The sequence below is a fragment of the Paenibacillus sp. FSL W8-0186 genome (assembly GCF_037969765.1).
GTDB classification, from domain to species: Bacteria; Bacillota; Bacilli; order Paenibacillales; family Paenibacillaceae; genus Fontibacillus; species Fontibacillus woosongensis.
This window is the reverse complement of record NZ_CP150207.1, coordinates 5,642,499-5,657,310: the sequence shown is the minus strand read 5'-3', so window position 1 is coordinate 5,657,310 and position 14,812 is coordinate 5,642,499. Positions and strand designations below refer to the sequence as shown.

At 47.3% G+C, this 14,812-nt stretch carries 13 protein-coding genes; 10 read left to right on the top strand and 3 right to left on the bottom strand.

The genetic code is table 11. The features are described 5' to 3' along the window. Positions 1–525: 525 nt before the first annotated feature. The 3 genes from gntK to gnd all read right to left on the bottom strand — a co-directional run bounded on the left by gntK (position 526) and on the right by gnd (position 3,824). Complete coding sequence (gene gntK, locus MKX50_RS25430; RefSeq protein ID WP_339158090.1) at positions 526–2,067, bottom strand: gluconokinase; 1,542 nt, start codon at positions 2,065–2,067, stop codon at positions 526–528. Between the two features lie 73 nt (positions 2,068–2,140). Further along, positions 2,141–2,824: a GntR family transcriptional regulator gene (locus MKX50_RS25425; protein WP_213591876.1), complete on the bottom strand. Its 684-nt coding sequence runs from the start codon at positions 2,822–2,824 to the stop codon at positions 2,141–2,143. Positions 2,825–2,918: 94 nt separating this feature from the next. Next, positions 2,919–3,824 (bottom strand): phosphogluconate dehydrogenase (NAD(+)-dependent, decarboxylating), encoded by a 906-nt coding sequence (gene gnd, locus MKX50_RS25420; protein ID WP_213591799.1) that lies wholly within the window; start codon positions 3,822–3,824, stop codon positions 2,919–2,921. 374 nt (positions 3,825–4,198) lie between these two features. Between gnd and rpmH the strand changes: the two genes are divergently transcribed. From rpmH to MKX50_RS25370, 10 genes are all read left to right on the top strand, one after another. After that, positions 4,199–4,333 carry a 50S ribosomal protein L34 gene (gene rpmH / locus MKX50_RS25415; RefSeq protein ID WP_040735642.1) on the top strand — a complete coding sequence of 45 codons (135 nt, stop codon included), beginning with the start codon at positions 4,199–4,201 and terminating at the stop codon, positions 4,331–4,333. A gap of 411 nt (positions 4,334–4,744) precedes the next feature. Then, positions 4,745–5,095 carry a ribonuclease P protein component gene (gene rnpA, locus MKX50_RS25410; protein ID WP_213591874.1) on the top strand — a complete coding sequence of 117 codons (351 nt, stop codon included), beginning with the start codon at positions 4,745–4,747 and terminating at the stop codon, positions 5,093–5,095. 75 nt (positions 5,096–5,170) lie between these two features. Then, positions 5,171–6,049 (top strand): YidC/Oxa1 family membrane protein insertase, encoded by an 879-nt coding sequence (locus MKX50_RS25405; RefSeq protein WP_213591797.1) that lies wholly within the window; start codon positions 5,171–5,173, stop codon positions 6,047–6,049. Then, a complete protein-coding gene (gene jag, locus MKX50_RS25400) occupies positions 6,046–6,759 on the top strand; it encodes an RNA-binding cell elongation regulator Jag/EloR (protein WP_155613248.1) in 714 nt (237 codons plus the stop codon). Before MKX50_RS25405 ends, jag begins: the two co-directional genes overlap by 4 nt. A gap of 687 nt (positions 6,760–7,446) precedes the next feature. Further along, entirely contained in the window at positions 7,447–8,826 is a 1,380-nt protein-coding gene (gene mnmE / locus MKX50_RS25395; protein WP_213591795.1) for a tRNA uridine-5-carboxymethylaminomethyl(34) synthesis GTPase MnmE, read from the top strand. A 125-nt stretch (positions 8,827–8,951) separates the two neighbouring features. Continuing rightward, the gene (gene mnmG, locus MKX50_RS25390; RefSeq protein ID WP_213591793.1) at positions 8,952–10,838 is read left to right on the top strand and encodes a tRNA uridine-5-carboxymethylaminomethyl(34) synthesis enzyme MnmG; all 1,887 of its coding nucleotides are present in this window, start codon (positions 8,952–8,954) and stop codon (positions 10,836–10,838) included. 4 nt (positions 10,839–10,842) lie between these two features. Continuing rightward, positions 10,843–11,565 carry a 16S rRNA (guanine(527)-N(7))-methyltransferase RsmG gene (gene rsmG / locus MKX50_RS25385; RefSeq protein ID WP_213591791.1) on the top strand — a complete coding sequence of 241 codons (723 nt, stop codon included), beginning with the start codon at positions 10,843–10,845 and terminating at the stop codon, positions 11,563–11,565. 581 nt (positions 11,566–12,146) lie between these two features. Next, complete coding sequence (noc, locus tag MKX50_RS25380; RefSeq protein WP_155613252.1) at positions 12,147–12,965, top strand: nucleoid occlusion protein; 819 nt, start codon at positions 12,147–12,149, stop codon at positions 12,963–12,965. 239 nt (positions 12,966–13,204) lie between these two features. Then, entirely contained in the window at positions 13,205–13,966 is a 762-nt protein-coding gene (locus tag MKX50_RS25375) for an AAA family ATPase (protein ID WP_155613253.1), read from the top strand. Then, positions 13,959–14,798 (top strand): ParB/RepB/Spo0J family partition protein, encoded by an 840-nt coding sequence (locus MKX50_RS25370; protein ID WP_213591789.1) that lies wholly within the window; start codon positions 13,959–13,961, stop codon positions 14,796–14,798. Before MKX50_RS25375 ends, MKX50_RS25370 begins: the two co-directional genes overlap by 8 nt. Positions 14,799–14,812: the final 14 nt, after the last annotated feature.

Sequence of the window (14,812 nt, the reverse complement as noted above, 5' to 3'; positions counted from 1 at the left end):
AGACTGTCACTCCTTTTAAATCTCACATTTGTGGCTTGAGCCATGCAGAACGAGTCGAAAAAAAGCATAAATAAAGGGGACTGTTATCCCCATTGGTCAGAAGGCTATAATAATTATAAACGTGGATAATTTAAAATTGTTCACAATGTTATCCACAGTCTGTTGATAATTATGTTGTTAACATCTAGATATTCACATCAAAAGCAATCTAATCATAGCAAAATAAGCCTTGTATTTCAATGTTCAGCACCAAATTATCCACAAATTCAATAACTTGTGTATAATTTTAATCCACACCACTACATATTGTTTATAAATTGTTCAGTATTCGACATAATGAGTGAATTATCGCTAAAAATTATGCACAAGTTGTTAAATAAAAGGTTGGAATTTGTGGAATCAATTTCTGGGGAACTTGTGAGTTACTTTGAACGATCCTCTTATTACATATGAATGTCGGGGAAAAAAATAGGGAATGAGCAGGGGGCAACCCTGAATCATTCCCTATTTTGCGTGCTGCTTTGATTAATTATCAGACGGGTTTGAAGAGCAATTTCTTTGAAAACGGGCGATCGCCTCGTAATCCTCCTCCAGCTTGCGCGAAATGCGGATATAGATCGGCAGCAGCTCCTTATACACGACAGCATGGTCTTTATTAGGCGCATGTTCATGCGTGTCGCCGATCATTTCTTTGACGATGTCGAAAGAATCGATTTTGCCCAGAGCATATAAACCGAGAATCACCGCGCCCAGACAGGAGCTTTCGATGCTTTCCGGGATGACCACCTTCTGATCAAAAATATCGGCCATCATTTGCCGCCATAGCGGAGAACGTGCGAACCCGCCAGTGGCCTGAATTTTCTGCGGCTGGCCGATTTGTTCTTCCATAGCGAGCAGAACTGTATATAAGTTGTAAATAACGCCCTCTAGTACGGCCCGGATCATATGCTCCTTCTGATGATTGAGCGTTAAACCAAAGAAAGAGCCGCGGGCGTTCGGATTCCACAGCGGAGCCCGTTCCCCGGACAGGAAGGGGTGAAAGAGCAGCCCGTTTGACCCTGGACTTACCCGTTCGGCAATTTTCGTCAAGACATCGTATGGGCTGATCCCCAGCCGGTTAGCTGTTTCGATTTCCGAGGCGGCAAACTGGTCGCGTACCCAGCGGAAAATGACGCCGCCATTGTTAACCGGGCCGCCGATGACCCAATGTTTATCTGTAAGCGCATAGCAGAAGATCCGTCCTTTCGGGTCGAACACAGGCTGATCGACGACGGTGCGGATGGCCCCGCTTGTGCCGATCGTAACTGCTACGACCCCAGGGTCAATGGCATCGACGCCGAGATTGGACAATACTCCGTCGCTTGCGCCGACAATGAATGGGGTAGAAGCGGAAAGACCCATCTCCCGTGCATAGGCTTCCGACAGTCCTTGGACCACATGCGTGGTTGGCACGAGCTCGGAGAGGCGGTCGGCCGTAATTCCGGCCAGGGCAAGTGCTTCGGCATCCCAGTCCAGCTTGTGCAAATTCAGCAGTCCTGTTGCCGAGGCGATGGAATAGTCCAAAATATATTGATTGAACAGCTTCTTAAATACATATTCTTTAATAGAAATAAATTTATCGGCCGCTTGGAAAATTTCCGGCATATCATGACGAAGCCACATCAGCTTGGTCAGCGGCGACATCGGATGAATTGGCGTTCCGGTACGCATATAAATGTCGTGACCGCCTAGCTCGTTCTTCAGCTTATCGGACCAAGGCTGGCTGCGGTTGTCAGCCCAGGTCAAGCAGCGCATAAGCGGTTTACCGGCATGATCTACCGGAATAACGCTGTGCATGGCCGAACTGAACGAGACGAACATGATCTGATTGGGGGAGATTTGGCTGTCCGCCATAATTTGCTTGACGGATTGAATGACAGCCGCAAAAATCTCCTCGGGATCCTGCTCTGCGACGGAAGCGGATGGGGTATAGAGGGGATACCCCTCGTTGCTGGAAGCGATAATCCGGCCATTTTGCTCGAATAAAACGGCTTTGGTGCTAGTTGTTCCGATATCTATACCGATCATATATAAGGGATGATCCATAACTATTACCTACCCTCTATTATTAATGACTTGAAAATTGGAAAATAAGTTCTTTCTAATTAGTATTACCCTTAATGCTGGCCTGCAAAGTTCGCCGCGAATCTGCGAAATAGTCCTCGATGCCGGATTGAATGACAGACTTGTCCCGGGTCTGCAAGCTGCTTATCAGCTTCCGGTGCTTGTTGATAACATATTTCGTCTGTTCTTCGCCGCGCGAGAGCACTTCCTCATTTGTGATCAGCATGACCGTAAGAACGATAGGGCGAATGCTCGCCCATAAGTGCATAATACGGGCATGCTGCGAAGCCTGAATCATCGTCTCATGGAAGCTGATATCCTGGGAGGTGAACTCTACGTAGTCCTGGTGCTTTGCCGCAAGCTCCATTTTGTCAATCATTTGTTCCATACGGGACAGAAGATCCGCGGAATTCGTCAGGTCCGGCTGCTGCCAGGCAAAGCTCTCGATCAAGTAACGCACATCATACAGCTCAATAATATCTTTGAGCTGAAGGCCTGCGACGACGGCACCCATCCGCTGCAAGACAATGAGGCCTTCAGCGGACAGCGTCCTTAGTGCCTCACGCACTGGGGAGCGGCTCGTTCCGAAATCGGAAGCTATGCGGTTCTCGGATAAAATCTCGCCACTTTTGATTTGACCCCGGATAATTTGCAGACGCAGTTGGCTGGCGATAGATTCGCCCAGTGAATTTCCTTTTAACCAAGCAGCAGGATATTTCATCATACATTTAACCCCTATCTTAAAGAGAAAATTTCCATTTTAAGCATTCTTAAGCTTAATCATAGCATGGTTTTCCTTAAGCGGGCCCGCATATTTATGGGTTGTCGGCAGTTACTACTGCATGTCCACCGAATTCATTGCGGAGTGCAGCCACTACTTTGCCATGAAACGCATCCTGATCAAGGGAACGGTAACGCATAAATAGGGACAGGGCGATGACCGGTGCGCTTGCCTGCAAGTCCAGGGCGGTTTCGACCGTCCATTTGCCTTCGCCGGAGGAGTGCATGATGCCGCGGATATTTTCAAGTTTGGGATCTTTGGCAAAAGCTTGCTCCGTGAGCTCCATCAGCCAGCTGCGAATGACCGAGCCGTTCGACCAGACTTTGGCGACTTGTTCGTAATTGAACTCGAAATCGCTTTTGTCCAGAATTTCGAAGCCTTCGGCGATGGACTGCATCATTCCATATTCGATCCCGTTATGCACCATTTTGAGAAAATGCCCGCTGCCGGCTTTGCCGGCATATAGATAGCCGTTTGTGACGGCAATATCCTTAAATATGGGTTCAATATTCCGAAAAATTGCTTCATCGCCGCCAACCATGAAGCAAGCCCCGTGTTCGGCGCCATCCACTCCGCCGGATGTGCCGACGTCGAAGAAATGAATTCCGTGCTGCGAAAGCCTGGCGGCTAGCTTTACGGAATTTTTATAATGAGAGTTCCCTCCATCGATCACGATATCTCCTGGACTCAACAGGGGAGTTATAGCAGTAATAGTGGATTCCAGCGGATCGCCGGCGGGAACCATAACCCAAATGATGCGCGGAGTCTGAAGAGAAGCGACCATATCCTCTAAAGTAGACGCAGGAATGGCTCCATTGTCAGCCGCTTTTTTAACAGCCTGTTCATTTACGTCGTAGGCTACAACCTCATGCTGATGCCGCAGCAAATTAAGCACCAGATTATATCCCATTTTGCCAAGACCGATCATGCCAAGTTTCATTGTTGTGTTGCTCCCTTCCTCAATTGGTATACTTGTATACAACTTGAATCTGATTATACTTCTCCATCTGCGAAACTGTAAACATTATTTCAAAATATCCATCTGCGAAACTGTAAACATTATTTCAAAATAGTTTTCCACATGTGTATAACTATTATTCGAAAAATGGAGGATTTGAAGCTGTGGACAAGAAATTTTTGTTTCGGGCTTGGGGATTGTGCATAATTTTAAAATAGCTCAAAAAAGATGATCAAAAAGAAATGCCGGGCCCGGTTGACTTTACTCAGGGTTTTATGGTTAAATGAAAAAAGGCATTTTCTGTGGATAATGAAAATGGTGAATATAGAAGTTAGACCTGTAAGGGGGTGCGATAAATGAAACCGACTTTCAAACCGAATGTGAGCAAACGTAAAAAGGTTCACGGTTTCCGTAAGAGAATGAGCACGAAAAATGGCCGTAAAGTTCTGGCTGCTCGTCGTCAAAAAGGCAGAAAAGTACTCAGTGCGTAATGACAGCGTGAAGACCACTACGGTGGTCTTTTTTTAAAATTTAATGCGCTGGATCGCTGAAGAGTTTATGGTGAATTATATTGCTAGTTAAGGCTCCCTGCAGTGAACGTTCCGCTTGTTCGTTTCCGTCCTTCGGTTGTGGTACCGCATGATATTTGCCGGAAGTGATTTCGAAGCGCTCTTGTTGCTGCGGGGTATTTTTGTTGCTGTAATATCGCGCAAAGACCTCGGGATCCATTGGCATTGCGATGAACGTTATGATTTTCACGTGCAGGAATCAGGAATATGGTTTATTCATGGAACGGGACACCTATTTGAAAATGAGGTTTACCGTTTTTGGCGTTGGTTTATAATACAAAGAAAGTGAAGCCCTGCATCCTCTTTGGCAGGGTTCAAAGCAAGGAGATTGTCGTGCATAAGAAGCTGCGATTAAGGAACCGGGCTGATTTCAGCCGAGTGTATCGGTTCGGGAAGTCATTTGCGAACCGCCAGCTTGTCGTCTATTGGTCGAACAAACCGGAGGTAGAGCGGTTTCGGCTTGGCGTCTCAGCCAGCAAGAAAATCGGAAACGCGGTCGTCCGCAATCGGATGCGCCGGTTGATCAAAGAAATCGTTAGACTGCATGAATCAAAGATCAGGGATCATGTGGACATTATTTTCATCGTGAGAAAAGGCGCTGTCGGGATGGAGTATCAGGAACTGGAGAAAAGCGTGCTTCATGCTCTGCGTAAAGCCTCGCTGCTCAAGCCTTTCAAGCCTTAGGGATGCTTGTTTATTTGTCCTTTTAAATATGTTATGATTTACGATGAATGGATAGGTTAAGAGAGGGGTTTTGAAGTGTCGCGTTTTAACAAGAACAGAAGCAAGTGGCTTCTCCTCATTTTAGCGATCGGCCTGGTTGTCGTGCTTGCCGGTTGCGGACAAGTTACGAATAATGCTACGACGACTGAAAATATGCGTAACAGCGGTTCCTGGTGGACGGCGAATGTCGTTTATTACTTCTCGCTTGCTTTGGATACGTTTGCGGATTGGTTTGGCGGGGAATACGGGCTGGCGATTCTCGTTCTTACTATTATTGTACGTACGCTGATTTTGCCGCTGACGCTCAAACAGGTCAAGAGCTCGAAAGCGATGCAAGCCATTCAGCCTGAATTGACGAAGATTAAGGAAAAGTATAAAGATAATCCGGAAATGCAGCAGCAGGAGACGATGAAACTGTTTCAGGAGCATGGCGTCAATCCGATGGCCGGCTGTTTCCCTTTATTAATTCAAATGCCGGTATTTATCGCGCTGTATAATTCGATTTACAATAACTCGGCGATTTCGACACATTCATTCTTGTGGCTGCAGCTCGGGGAACCGGATAAATTATTTATTTTGCCTGTTATTGCTGCATTAACGACATACATCCAAACGAAAATGATGTCGAGCATGAACCCAGCAGGCATGCAAGGGCCGATGCAGTTCATGATGCTGGTCTACCCAGTGTTGATTTTCATCATGGCCTACAACTTCCCTGCAGCACTCCCTCTTTACTGGGTGTACAGTAACCTATATACGATTGCGCAAAACTATTTCATTTATCGCAAGAAAGACCCTGTCGTTGCTACAGCGAGTAATCAAGGCGGCGGCGGAACGAAGTCGAAAAAGGGCGGTTCCAATTTGAAAGCCGGTCATCCCGGCAAAGGAGCCAAGGAGGCCAAAAAGTCGAAATGAATAAAATTGTGACGTCGGGAAAAACCGTTGAAGCAGCTGTAAAACAAGGATTGGCCAAGCTCGGCACTACCGAGGATAAAGTCGCCGTGAATGTGTTGGAGCAGCCGTCAAAAGGATTCCTGGGGCTGATCGGTGTCAAGGAAGCCAAGGTAGAATTGACCTTGCTGGAGGAGACCGTTTCAGAACCGCTTCAAGGAAGCCGTTCGAGCCATACTGTTCCTGTAGCTGCTCTAGAGGATGAGGTTAGCAACGAACGGGATCCTTATGAGGAGGCGGCGTCATTTGTTCGAGACGTCGGCGAGAATATGGGTCTTCAGGTAAATGTGGAAATTGAACATAAGAAGGATAACACCGTATTGAACATTTCCGGCAGTGACTTGGGATTACTGATCGGGCGGAGAGGACAAACCCTTGATGCCCTGCAATATTTGGCGAATATTATCGCTAACCGTTATTCCGATAGCTTCGTTCGTATCGTGCTTGATGCAGAGAATTTCCGGGAACGCCGGAGAAAGACGCTCGAGGATTTGGCCGTCAGGCTTGCTGGCCGGGTGGTTCGAACCCGAAAAGAGCTAGCGCTTGAACCGATGTCGCCGCAAGAGCGCAAAGTGATTCATTCCAAACTTCAGGACCATCCGGAGGTTAAGACTTACAGCAAAGGTGAGGAGCCTAACCGGCGTGTGGTGATCGCCCTGAAGCAGAGCAAATGAATGGGGACGCAATGACGTTGTTTCGGCAAATGTCATTGCGTCTTGTTTTTTGTCTCAACCCTCTCAAACCCTCCCTTACCGTAAGGGAGGGCCCCCAGGGCTTGGCAGCCCTCAGGACTCCCGCAAACTGGAGTAACGCGGGAGGTACAGAGGCGCTCCTGCATCGCTGTTCCCTTCGGGAATGCGCTTAGGTTTGTTCGAGGCACGCTTTTCCCCCTTCGGGTACGTCTTACTTTTGGAGCACCTGGGCAACCTGAAAACACACTGCAGGCACTACTGCTGTCGGCGCACCCGAGTTGGGGTGGGGGAAAGGAGTCGCTTTCGCCTTATCGGGCACGCTTTACTTTCGACGCTCCTGCGGGCGTAGGAGTGGGGGCGGTGTGTATGCGGTTAGTGTGTGCAAGGAGGCGCTGTCCCTTCGGGATGCGCTTGGGTTTGTGTGGGAATTATAGTGTTTGAATGTGGTAGGTGAAAAGAGTAGCAGAGCAGGCCGTTTGAATTCGGAGAAGCGGTAGCGGTCGCCTTTGTCGGCGGATTATAACCTCTTACGAATTTATCAGATCATCATAATCTGGCGACAACAGCGATCGAAGGATCAAACGGAATGCGGCGCGGCTAAAATTTTCACCACGGGTTTTAAGCTAAGCAAGCAAAATTTTATTCTATAAATCATGAGGTGAATGAACCATGTTGAGCGATACAATTGCTGCCATATCGACGGCAGTAGGTGAAAGTGGGATTGCGGTAATCCGGGTCAGCGGGCCGGAGTCGATTGCTGAAGTGGGAGCATTGTTTCGCTCCAGGAAGCCGCTGACTGAGGCAGATAGCCATACCGTTCATTATGGCTTTATTATCAATCCTAAAACACAGGAGAAGCTGGAAGAAGTCCTGGTTTCGGTGTTCCGTGCGCCTCGCTCGTTCACGACGGAGGATGTTGTGGAGATCAGCACGCATGGCGGGATTATTTCCGTGAAACGGGTGATGGATCTGCTTCTGCTGCAGCCGAATATCCGGCTGGCCGAGCCGGGAGAGTTCACAAAACGTGCATTCTTGAACGGACGGATTGACTTGTCGCAGGCAGAAGCGGTCATCGACTTGATCCGCTCGAAGTCGGATCGGGCGTTCTCGCTTGCTCTCAAGCAAGTAGAGGGCAATCTGTCCCGGAAAATTACGGCGCTGCGTCATACATTGGTGGAGACGCTGGCGCATATCGAGGTGAATATAGATTATCCCGAACATGACGTAGAGTCGATGACGACGCAGTTCATCAAGTCGAAATGCGCGGAAGTGACGGAAGGGATCGACGAGCTGCTGAGGACCGCCAACCAGGGTAAAATTTTGCGGGAAGGCATTACGACAGCGATTGTCGGACGGCCCAATGTCGGCAAATCGTCGCTGCTGAACGCATTGGCGAGAGAGAATAAAGCAATCGTCACCGATATTCCGGGGACTACCCGGGATGTGATTGAGGAGTACGTGACGATTAACAATATTCCACTGAAGCTGCTGGATACGGCGGGCATCCGCGAAACAATCGATGTTGTCGAGCAAATTGGGGTGGAGCGTTCTCGGGCTGCGGTGCATGAAGCGGATTTGATTTTGCTTGTGCTAAACAATGCTGAGCTGCTGCATGAGGACGAGATCCATCTGATGGAGCAGCTTAGAGGGCGGCAGACGATCGTGTTAATCAATAAAATTGATTTGCCTTCCCAGTTGAACAGGGAAGTAGTCAACCGATATTTCCCGGAGGAAGCGATCGTAGAACTCTCAGTGAAGACGGAGGAAGGTCTCAATCATCTGGAGGATGCCATTTCAAAGCTGTTCTTCGGCGGGCAACTGGAGTCGGGGGATTTGACCTACGTCAGCAATGTGCGTCATATTGCGCTGCTGAACAAGGCGAAACAGTCTCTTGCGGACGCTTACGAGGCAGCTGATACAGGTATTCCGATCGATATTCTGCAAATTGATGTGCGGCTTGCTTGGGAGCAGTTGGGTGAGGTGATCGGCGATGCTGCGCCGGATGCGCTGATCGATCAAATTTTCTCCCAATTTTGTCTCGGAAAATAAGATCACTTACGTATGGACGGCGTTCATTCATGGTATGATGAAAAAGAACGTTTTAAGTAGTTAAAATTTTAATGAATATGACGTTTCTCTACTATATAATCATGGATTTTAAAGGGGGTTTTAGGATGGGATTTGAAGCAGCAGAATACGACGTCATCGTCGTCGGTGCTGGACATGCCGGCAGTGAATCTGCCTTGGCCGCAGCACGCATGGGCTGTAGAACATTGCTGGTGACGATTAACCTGGATATGGTGGCATTTATGCCGTGCAACCCTTCCATTGGGGGGCCGGCCAAAGGCCATGTCGTTAGAGAAGTGGATGCAATCGGCGGGGAGATGGGCCGCAATATCGACAAGACATTCATCCAAATGCGGATGCTGAATACGGGAAAAGGCCCCGCTGTTCATGCGCTTCGCGCGCAGGCGGATAAGGTGCTGTATCAGCATACGATGAAAGAGACACTGGAAAAGCAGGACAACTTGACGCTGCGCCAAGGCATGGTTGAGGATCTGATTGTGGAGGATGGCAAGTGCGTAGGCGTCATTACCCAATCGGGGGCGAGATACCGCAGCAAGGCAGTCGTCTTGACGACGGGAACTTATTTGCGCGGCAAAATCATCATGGGCGAGCTGGCCTACGAGAGCGGGCCGAACAATCAGCAGCCGGCCGTAACGTTGTCTCATAGCCTGAAGAAGCTTGGCTTCGAGCTGGTTCGCTTCAAGACGGGAACGCCGCCGCGGGTTCATCGCGATTCGATTGATTTTTCCCAGACGGAAATCCAGCCGGGAGATGACAATCCTAAATTTTTCTCGTATGAAACGAAAAGCTCGGATAACGAGCAGCTGCCATGCTGGCTGACTTATACTTCGCCCGAGACGCATGAAATCATCAATGCCAATTTGCATCGCGCGCCGATGTTCTCGGGGATTATTGAAGGAACGGGAGCACGGTATTGTCCGTCCATCGAGGACAAAATCGTTCGATTTGCCGATAAGCCGCAGCATCAGGTTTTCCTTGAGCCAGAAGGCAAGAATACGGCGGAATACTATGTTCAAGGTTTGTCGACGAGCATGCCGGAAGAGGTGCAGGAGCAAATCGTTCGCTCGGTTCCTGGGCTGCAGAATGCCAAAATTATGCGAAACGGCTATGCGATCGAATATGATGTTATCGTTCCGACGCAGCTATGGCCGACGATGGAGACGAAGCAGCTTCCCGGTTTGTTTACAGCAGGACAAATTAACGGAACGTCAGGTTATGAAGAGGCGGCAGCTCAAGGCGTCATGGCGGGCATCAACGCCGCTCGCAAGGTTCAAGGCAAGGAAGGCGTCGTGCTGGATCGCTCCCAAGGCTATATCGGGGTGCTGATCGACGATTTGGTGACTAAAGGCACCAATGAGCCGTACCGCCTGCTTACCTCGCGGGCAGAATACCGTCTCCTGCTTCGCCACGATAATGCGGATCTGAGATTAACGCAAATCGGCTATGATATCGGACTGATCTCACCGGAGCGGTATGCGGCATTCCTCGACAAGAAGGAAAAGGTAGAGCAAGAGGTAGAGCGTCTGCGGACGAGCAAGGTACGCCCTGCGGATATCAATCCTTTGTTGGAAGCAATTGGTTCGGCGCCAATTCAGGATGGCAGCAATTTACTGGCGATTTTGCGCCGTCCAGAAGTAACCTATGATCTGATCCATCAATTTTCCCCAGCCGGGGTGGACTTGGATGAGGAGATGAGGGAGCAGGTCGAGATTCAAGTGAAGTATGCCGGATACATCGAGAAACAGCTGCTTCATGTTGAAAAATTGAAAAAAATGGAAAAGAAAAAACTGCCTGAAAATATTAAGTATGAGGATATTCAAGGTTTGGCCATCGAAGCTCGCCAGAAGCTGGCCAAAATCCGACCGCTTTCCATCGGGCAAGCCTCACGAATTTCCGGAGTTTCGCCAGCTGACATTTCCATTTTGCTCGTCTATTTGGAACATTATAATCGGGTTACCGCTGCAGGAGGATAAGTGATTGGATCAAGTACAATCTGAATTTCAATCCATGCTCCGCGATCATGGGATCGAGGTGAATGCGGAGCAGTTGACCCAGTTTGAAACGTACTTCAAGGAATTGGTGTCCTGGAATGAAAAAATGAATCTGACGGGAATCACCGAACGTGAACAGGTATATGTGAAGCATTTTTATGATTCGATATCCTTGGCATTTCATCTGAATATGAGGGGTATTCACTCTTTGGCGGATATCGGCTCTGGAGCAGGATTTCCAGGCATTCCTTTAAAGATATGCTTTCCTCAATTGAAGCTAACCATCGTAGACTCGCTGAATAAACGAATTCATTTTTTGCAAAACATCGCGGATCAGCTGTCGTTAGACGGTGTAGAGCTCATCCATGGCCGGGCTGAGGATATTGCACGCAAACCACAATATCGTGATCAATTCGATTTAGTTACAGCCCGTGCTGTTGCTAGGATGGCTGTACTAAATGAGTTCTGTCTTCCCTTTGTTAAGGTGGGTGGCGTGTTTGCAGCAATGAAGGGAAGCGATCCTCGAGAAGAGGTAGAGGAAGCGGCCCGAAGCATGAAGGTGCTTAATGGCAAGCTGATTGGCAATCACCACTTTAAGCTGCCCATGGAGGACTCTGACCGCCATATTATTCTCGTCAAGAAAACTGCTGCTACGCCAAAGGCTTACCCTCGGAAGGCAGGCACACCTTTAAAATCACCGATCGTTTAGTTTAATTAGTGCGTTTTTGATCCTTTCAGTAAATTGTTCCACGTGAAACAATCTATGCTGGGGGATCTCTTATTCATGTCAAGAAAAGCGAAAAAAAATGCTGAATAAGAGAATAGGATTATAGAGAAAAAAGTGGTAGAATAGATATATCGATCATCATTTGCCCGATGTAGTTGAATTCTACGATCAAGCACCATTCTAACTGTTTATTGAGGAATGAATTTTTTTGAGAATGTTGCTCGAGAATTCATCTTGAAATATAACCAGCTATGAGATAATTCACCTTGAAGGTATACATAGGTGATCGATTTTCTCGGTGGGACTATTTCAAGAAGAAAATTACCGCTACTTGCGGTTCTGTCTTCTTAGAGAGTACGTCGATAGACGTTTTTCTCCGTTTATTGTGCAGCTTTCCCGTTATTTTTAAAGATGATAGAATTAGTAGTCTTTATCCATTATGCTAATCCTCTATGATCGAAAAGGAACACAACCGTAAGTAGCGGTCTGTCTTCTTAAGCAAGGAAATGCAGCCCATAAGGCTTCGCCTTATGACACTATCAAATTAGGTGGTAATTTACGGAATGAAAGAACAATTTTCGAAATTGTTTGGTTTTACCGAACGAAGCAGCGGAGATGAAGTGAAACAAATTCCGGTTGGTGAAATCGTAAGCAGTCCATACCAACCCCGGACTATTTTTGACGATGAGAAAATCGAAGAGCTGTGCCAAACGATCAAGACGCATGGGGTAATTCAACCTATCGTAGTTCGTTACCGAAATGATAAATATGAACTGATCGCAGGGGAGAGACGCTGGAGGGCAGTCATAAAGTTAGGCTATGAAACAATTCCGGCTATTTTGCGGGATTTCAACGACTCACAAGCTGCTTCGATTGCTTTGATCGAGAATTTACAGCGGGAAGGGCTCACATCAATCGAAGAAGCTCTGGCTTACCAGAATTTGATTGATCTGCATCAGCTCACCCAAGAGAGTTTGGCTCAGCGGCTGGGGAAAAGTCAATCGACGATTGCCAACAAAATTAGGCTGCTTCAATTGCCTGAACAAGTAAAAACTGCGCTAATGGAACGTAAAGTTACAGAGCGTCATGCACGGGCACTATTGTCTCTGGATACCGAGGAACTGCAATTGAAGGTATTGGATGAAATCATCAGCAAAGAGTTGAATGTGAAGCAGACCGAAGCCCGGGTAGCCTTTTACAAAGAGGTTGCCAAGAATAAGAAGTCGCCAAGACGAATTTCGTTCTCGAAGGATGTTCGGCTCGCTCTGAATACGATCCGCCAATCCATTGATATGGTGACCGGATCGGGAATGGAGATTAAGACTTCGGAGAAAGACCATGAAGATCACTATGAAATTGTGATTCAAATTCCTAAAAGATAATGTATGTTACTCGCTGACCATGACCGCGAGGTTAAGAGGTCAGCTTCTTTTTCGGCAAAATGGCTTGAGTCTTCCAGGGTCATTTCCATCTAACCGAACTCGCAGCTAGCGGGAATGATCATTCATGCAGAGTGCATGGCATAGGATGACTTTGTTGTCTTTTTGTAGCTTCAGCTTAGTTGTAACTGCCTAGAAATACACTACAAGAAGATTTTTAACGGATACTGAGGTGAAATAGATTGTCTAAAATCATTGCCATTGCTAACCAAAAGGGAGGGGTCGGTAAAACGACGACTTCCGTCAACCTCGGGGCAGGACTTGCTGCGATCGGTAAAAAAGTGCTGCTCATTGATATTGACCCACAAGGAAATACGACAAGCGGTGTCGGGATCAATAAAGCTGATGTTGCCAATTGTATTTATGACGTGCTGATTAATGAAGTGAATCCAAAGGAAGCCATCGTTTCGACGGAGGTTGAAGGATTGGATATCATTCCTGCTACTATTCAACTAGCAGGGGCGGAAATCGAGCTTGTGCCTACGATCTCGCGGGAGGTCCGGCTTAAGAAGTCGATTCAACAAGTGAAGCATATGTATGATTATGTGCTTATTGATTGCCCGCCATCGCTTGGTATTCTGACCATCAATTCGCTTACGGCGGCTGACTCTGTGTTGATTCCGATTCAATGCGAATATTATGCCCTGGAGGGTTTGAGCCAACTTTTAAATACGGTTCGTCTCGTTCAGAAGCATTTAAATACGTCTCTGCAAATTGAGGGTGTGCTGCTTACGATGTTTGATGCCCGTACTAATTTGGGGATTCAGGTCATTGAAGAGGTCAAGAAATATTTTCAGCAAAAAGTTTACAAAACAGTTATTCCACGTAACGTTCGCTTAAGTGAAGCGCCATCGCACGGTCAATCCATTATAACCTACGATCCCCGGTCTAAGGGAGCGGAAGTATATTTAGAGTTGGCAAAGGAAGTGGTCTCTTATGAGTAAACGATTGGGGAAAGGTTTGGATGCGCTGATACCATCGCTCTCCATTCAAGAGGATGATAAGGTGGTAGATATTCCACTGAATCAGCTCCGTGCCAACCCGTATCAACCACGTAAAACGTTTGATGAGGATGCAATTCGCGAGTTGGCGGAATCGATTCGTCAGCATGGTGTGATTCAGCCAATCATCGTTCGCAGCGTGTTAAAGGGATATGAAATTATTGCCGGTGAGCGGAGATTTCGGGCTTCTCAATATTGCGGCAATGAAACGATTCCAGCTGTTGTCAGATCTTTTTCCGATCAACAGGTTATGGAGATTGCCTTAATAGAGAACTTGCAGCGTGAAAACTTGAACGCTATGGAAATAGCGGTGGCTTATCAAGGGCTAATGGATCAGTTCCAGCTTACACAAGAAGAACTGTCGATGAAGGTTGGCAAGTCTCGTTCCCACATTGCAAACTTTCTAAGGCTGTTGTCTTTGCCGGAGGAAGTGAAGGAATATGTTTCACGTGGAACATTGTCCATGGGACATGCCCGAGCTTTGGTTGGATTGAAGGATTCGGCAATGATTAAGGACCTTGCCAAGCAATGTATCGATCATGAATGGAGCGTAAGGGAGCTAGAGGATGCTGTCCAGCAGCTGGATCGTAAGAAAAAGGACAAACAGAAGCCGGCATCTCAAAAACGTGATCCTTATATTGAAGAGGTTGAAGGAAGCTTAAGAGAAAAGTTCAAGACAACAGTAAAAATCAAAGCGAGTAAAGAAAAAGGTAAAATAGAAATTAACTATTATAGTCAACAGGATCTGCAAAGATTACTTGATTTACTCTCTTAATTCAGGGTTCATTG

Coding starts and splice junctions, on each gene's coding strand:
- gntK (WP_339158090.1), bottom strand. CDS start 2,067: ATGATCGGTATAGATATCGGAACAACTAGCACCAAAGCCGTTTTATTC.
- MKX50_RS25425 (WP_213591876.1), bottom strand. CDS start 2,824: ATGAAATATCCTGCTGCTTGGTTAAAAGGAAATTCACTGGGCGAATCT.
- gnd (WP_213591799.1), bottom strand. CDS start 3,824: ATGAAACTTGGCATGATCGGTCTTGGCAAAATGGGATATAATCTGGTG.
- rpmH (WP_040735642.1), top strand. CDS start 4,199: ATGAAACCGACTTTCAAACCGAATGTGAGCAAACGTAAAAAGGTTCAC.
- jag (WP_155613248.1), top strand. CDS start 6,046: ATGAATAAAATTGTGACGTCGGGAAAAACCGTTGAAGCAGCTGTAAAA.
- mnmE (WP_213591795.1), top strand. CDS start 7,447: ATGTTGAGCGATACAATTGCTGCCATATCGACGGCAGTAGGTGAAAGT.
- mnmG (WP_213591793.1), top strand. CDS start 8,952: ATGGGATTTGAAGCAGCAGAATACGACGTCATCGTCGTCGGTGCTGGA.
- noc (WP_155613252.1), top strand. CDS start 12,147: ATGAAAGAACAATTTTCGAAATTGTTTGGTTTTACCGAACGAAGCAGC.
- MKX50_RS25370 (WP_213591789.1), top strand. CDS start 13,959: ATGAGTAAACGATTGGGGAAAGGTTTGGATGCGCTGATACCATCGCTC.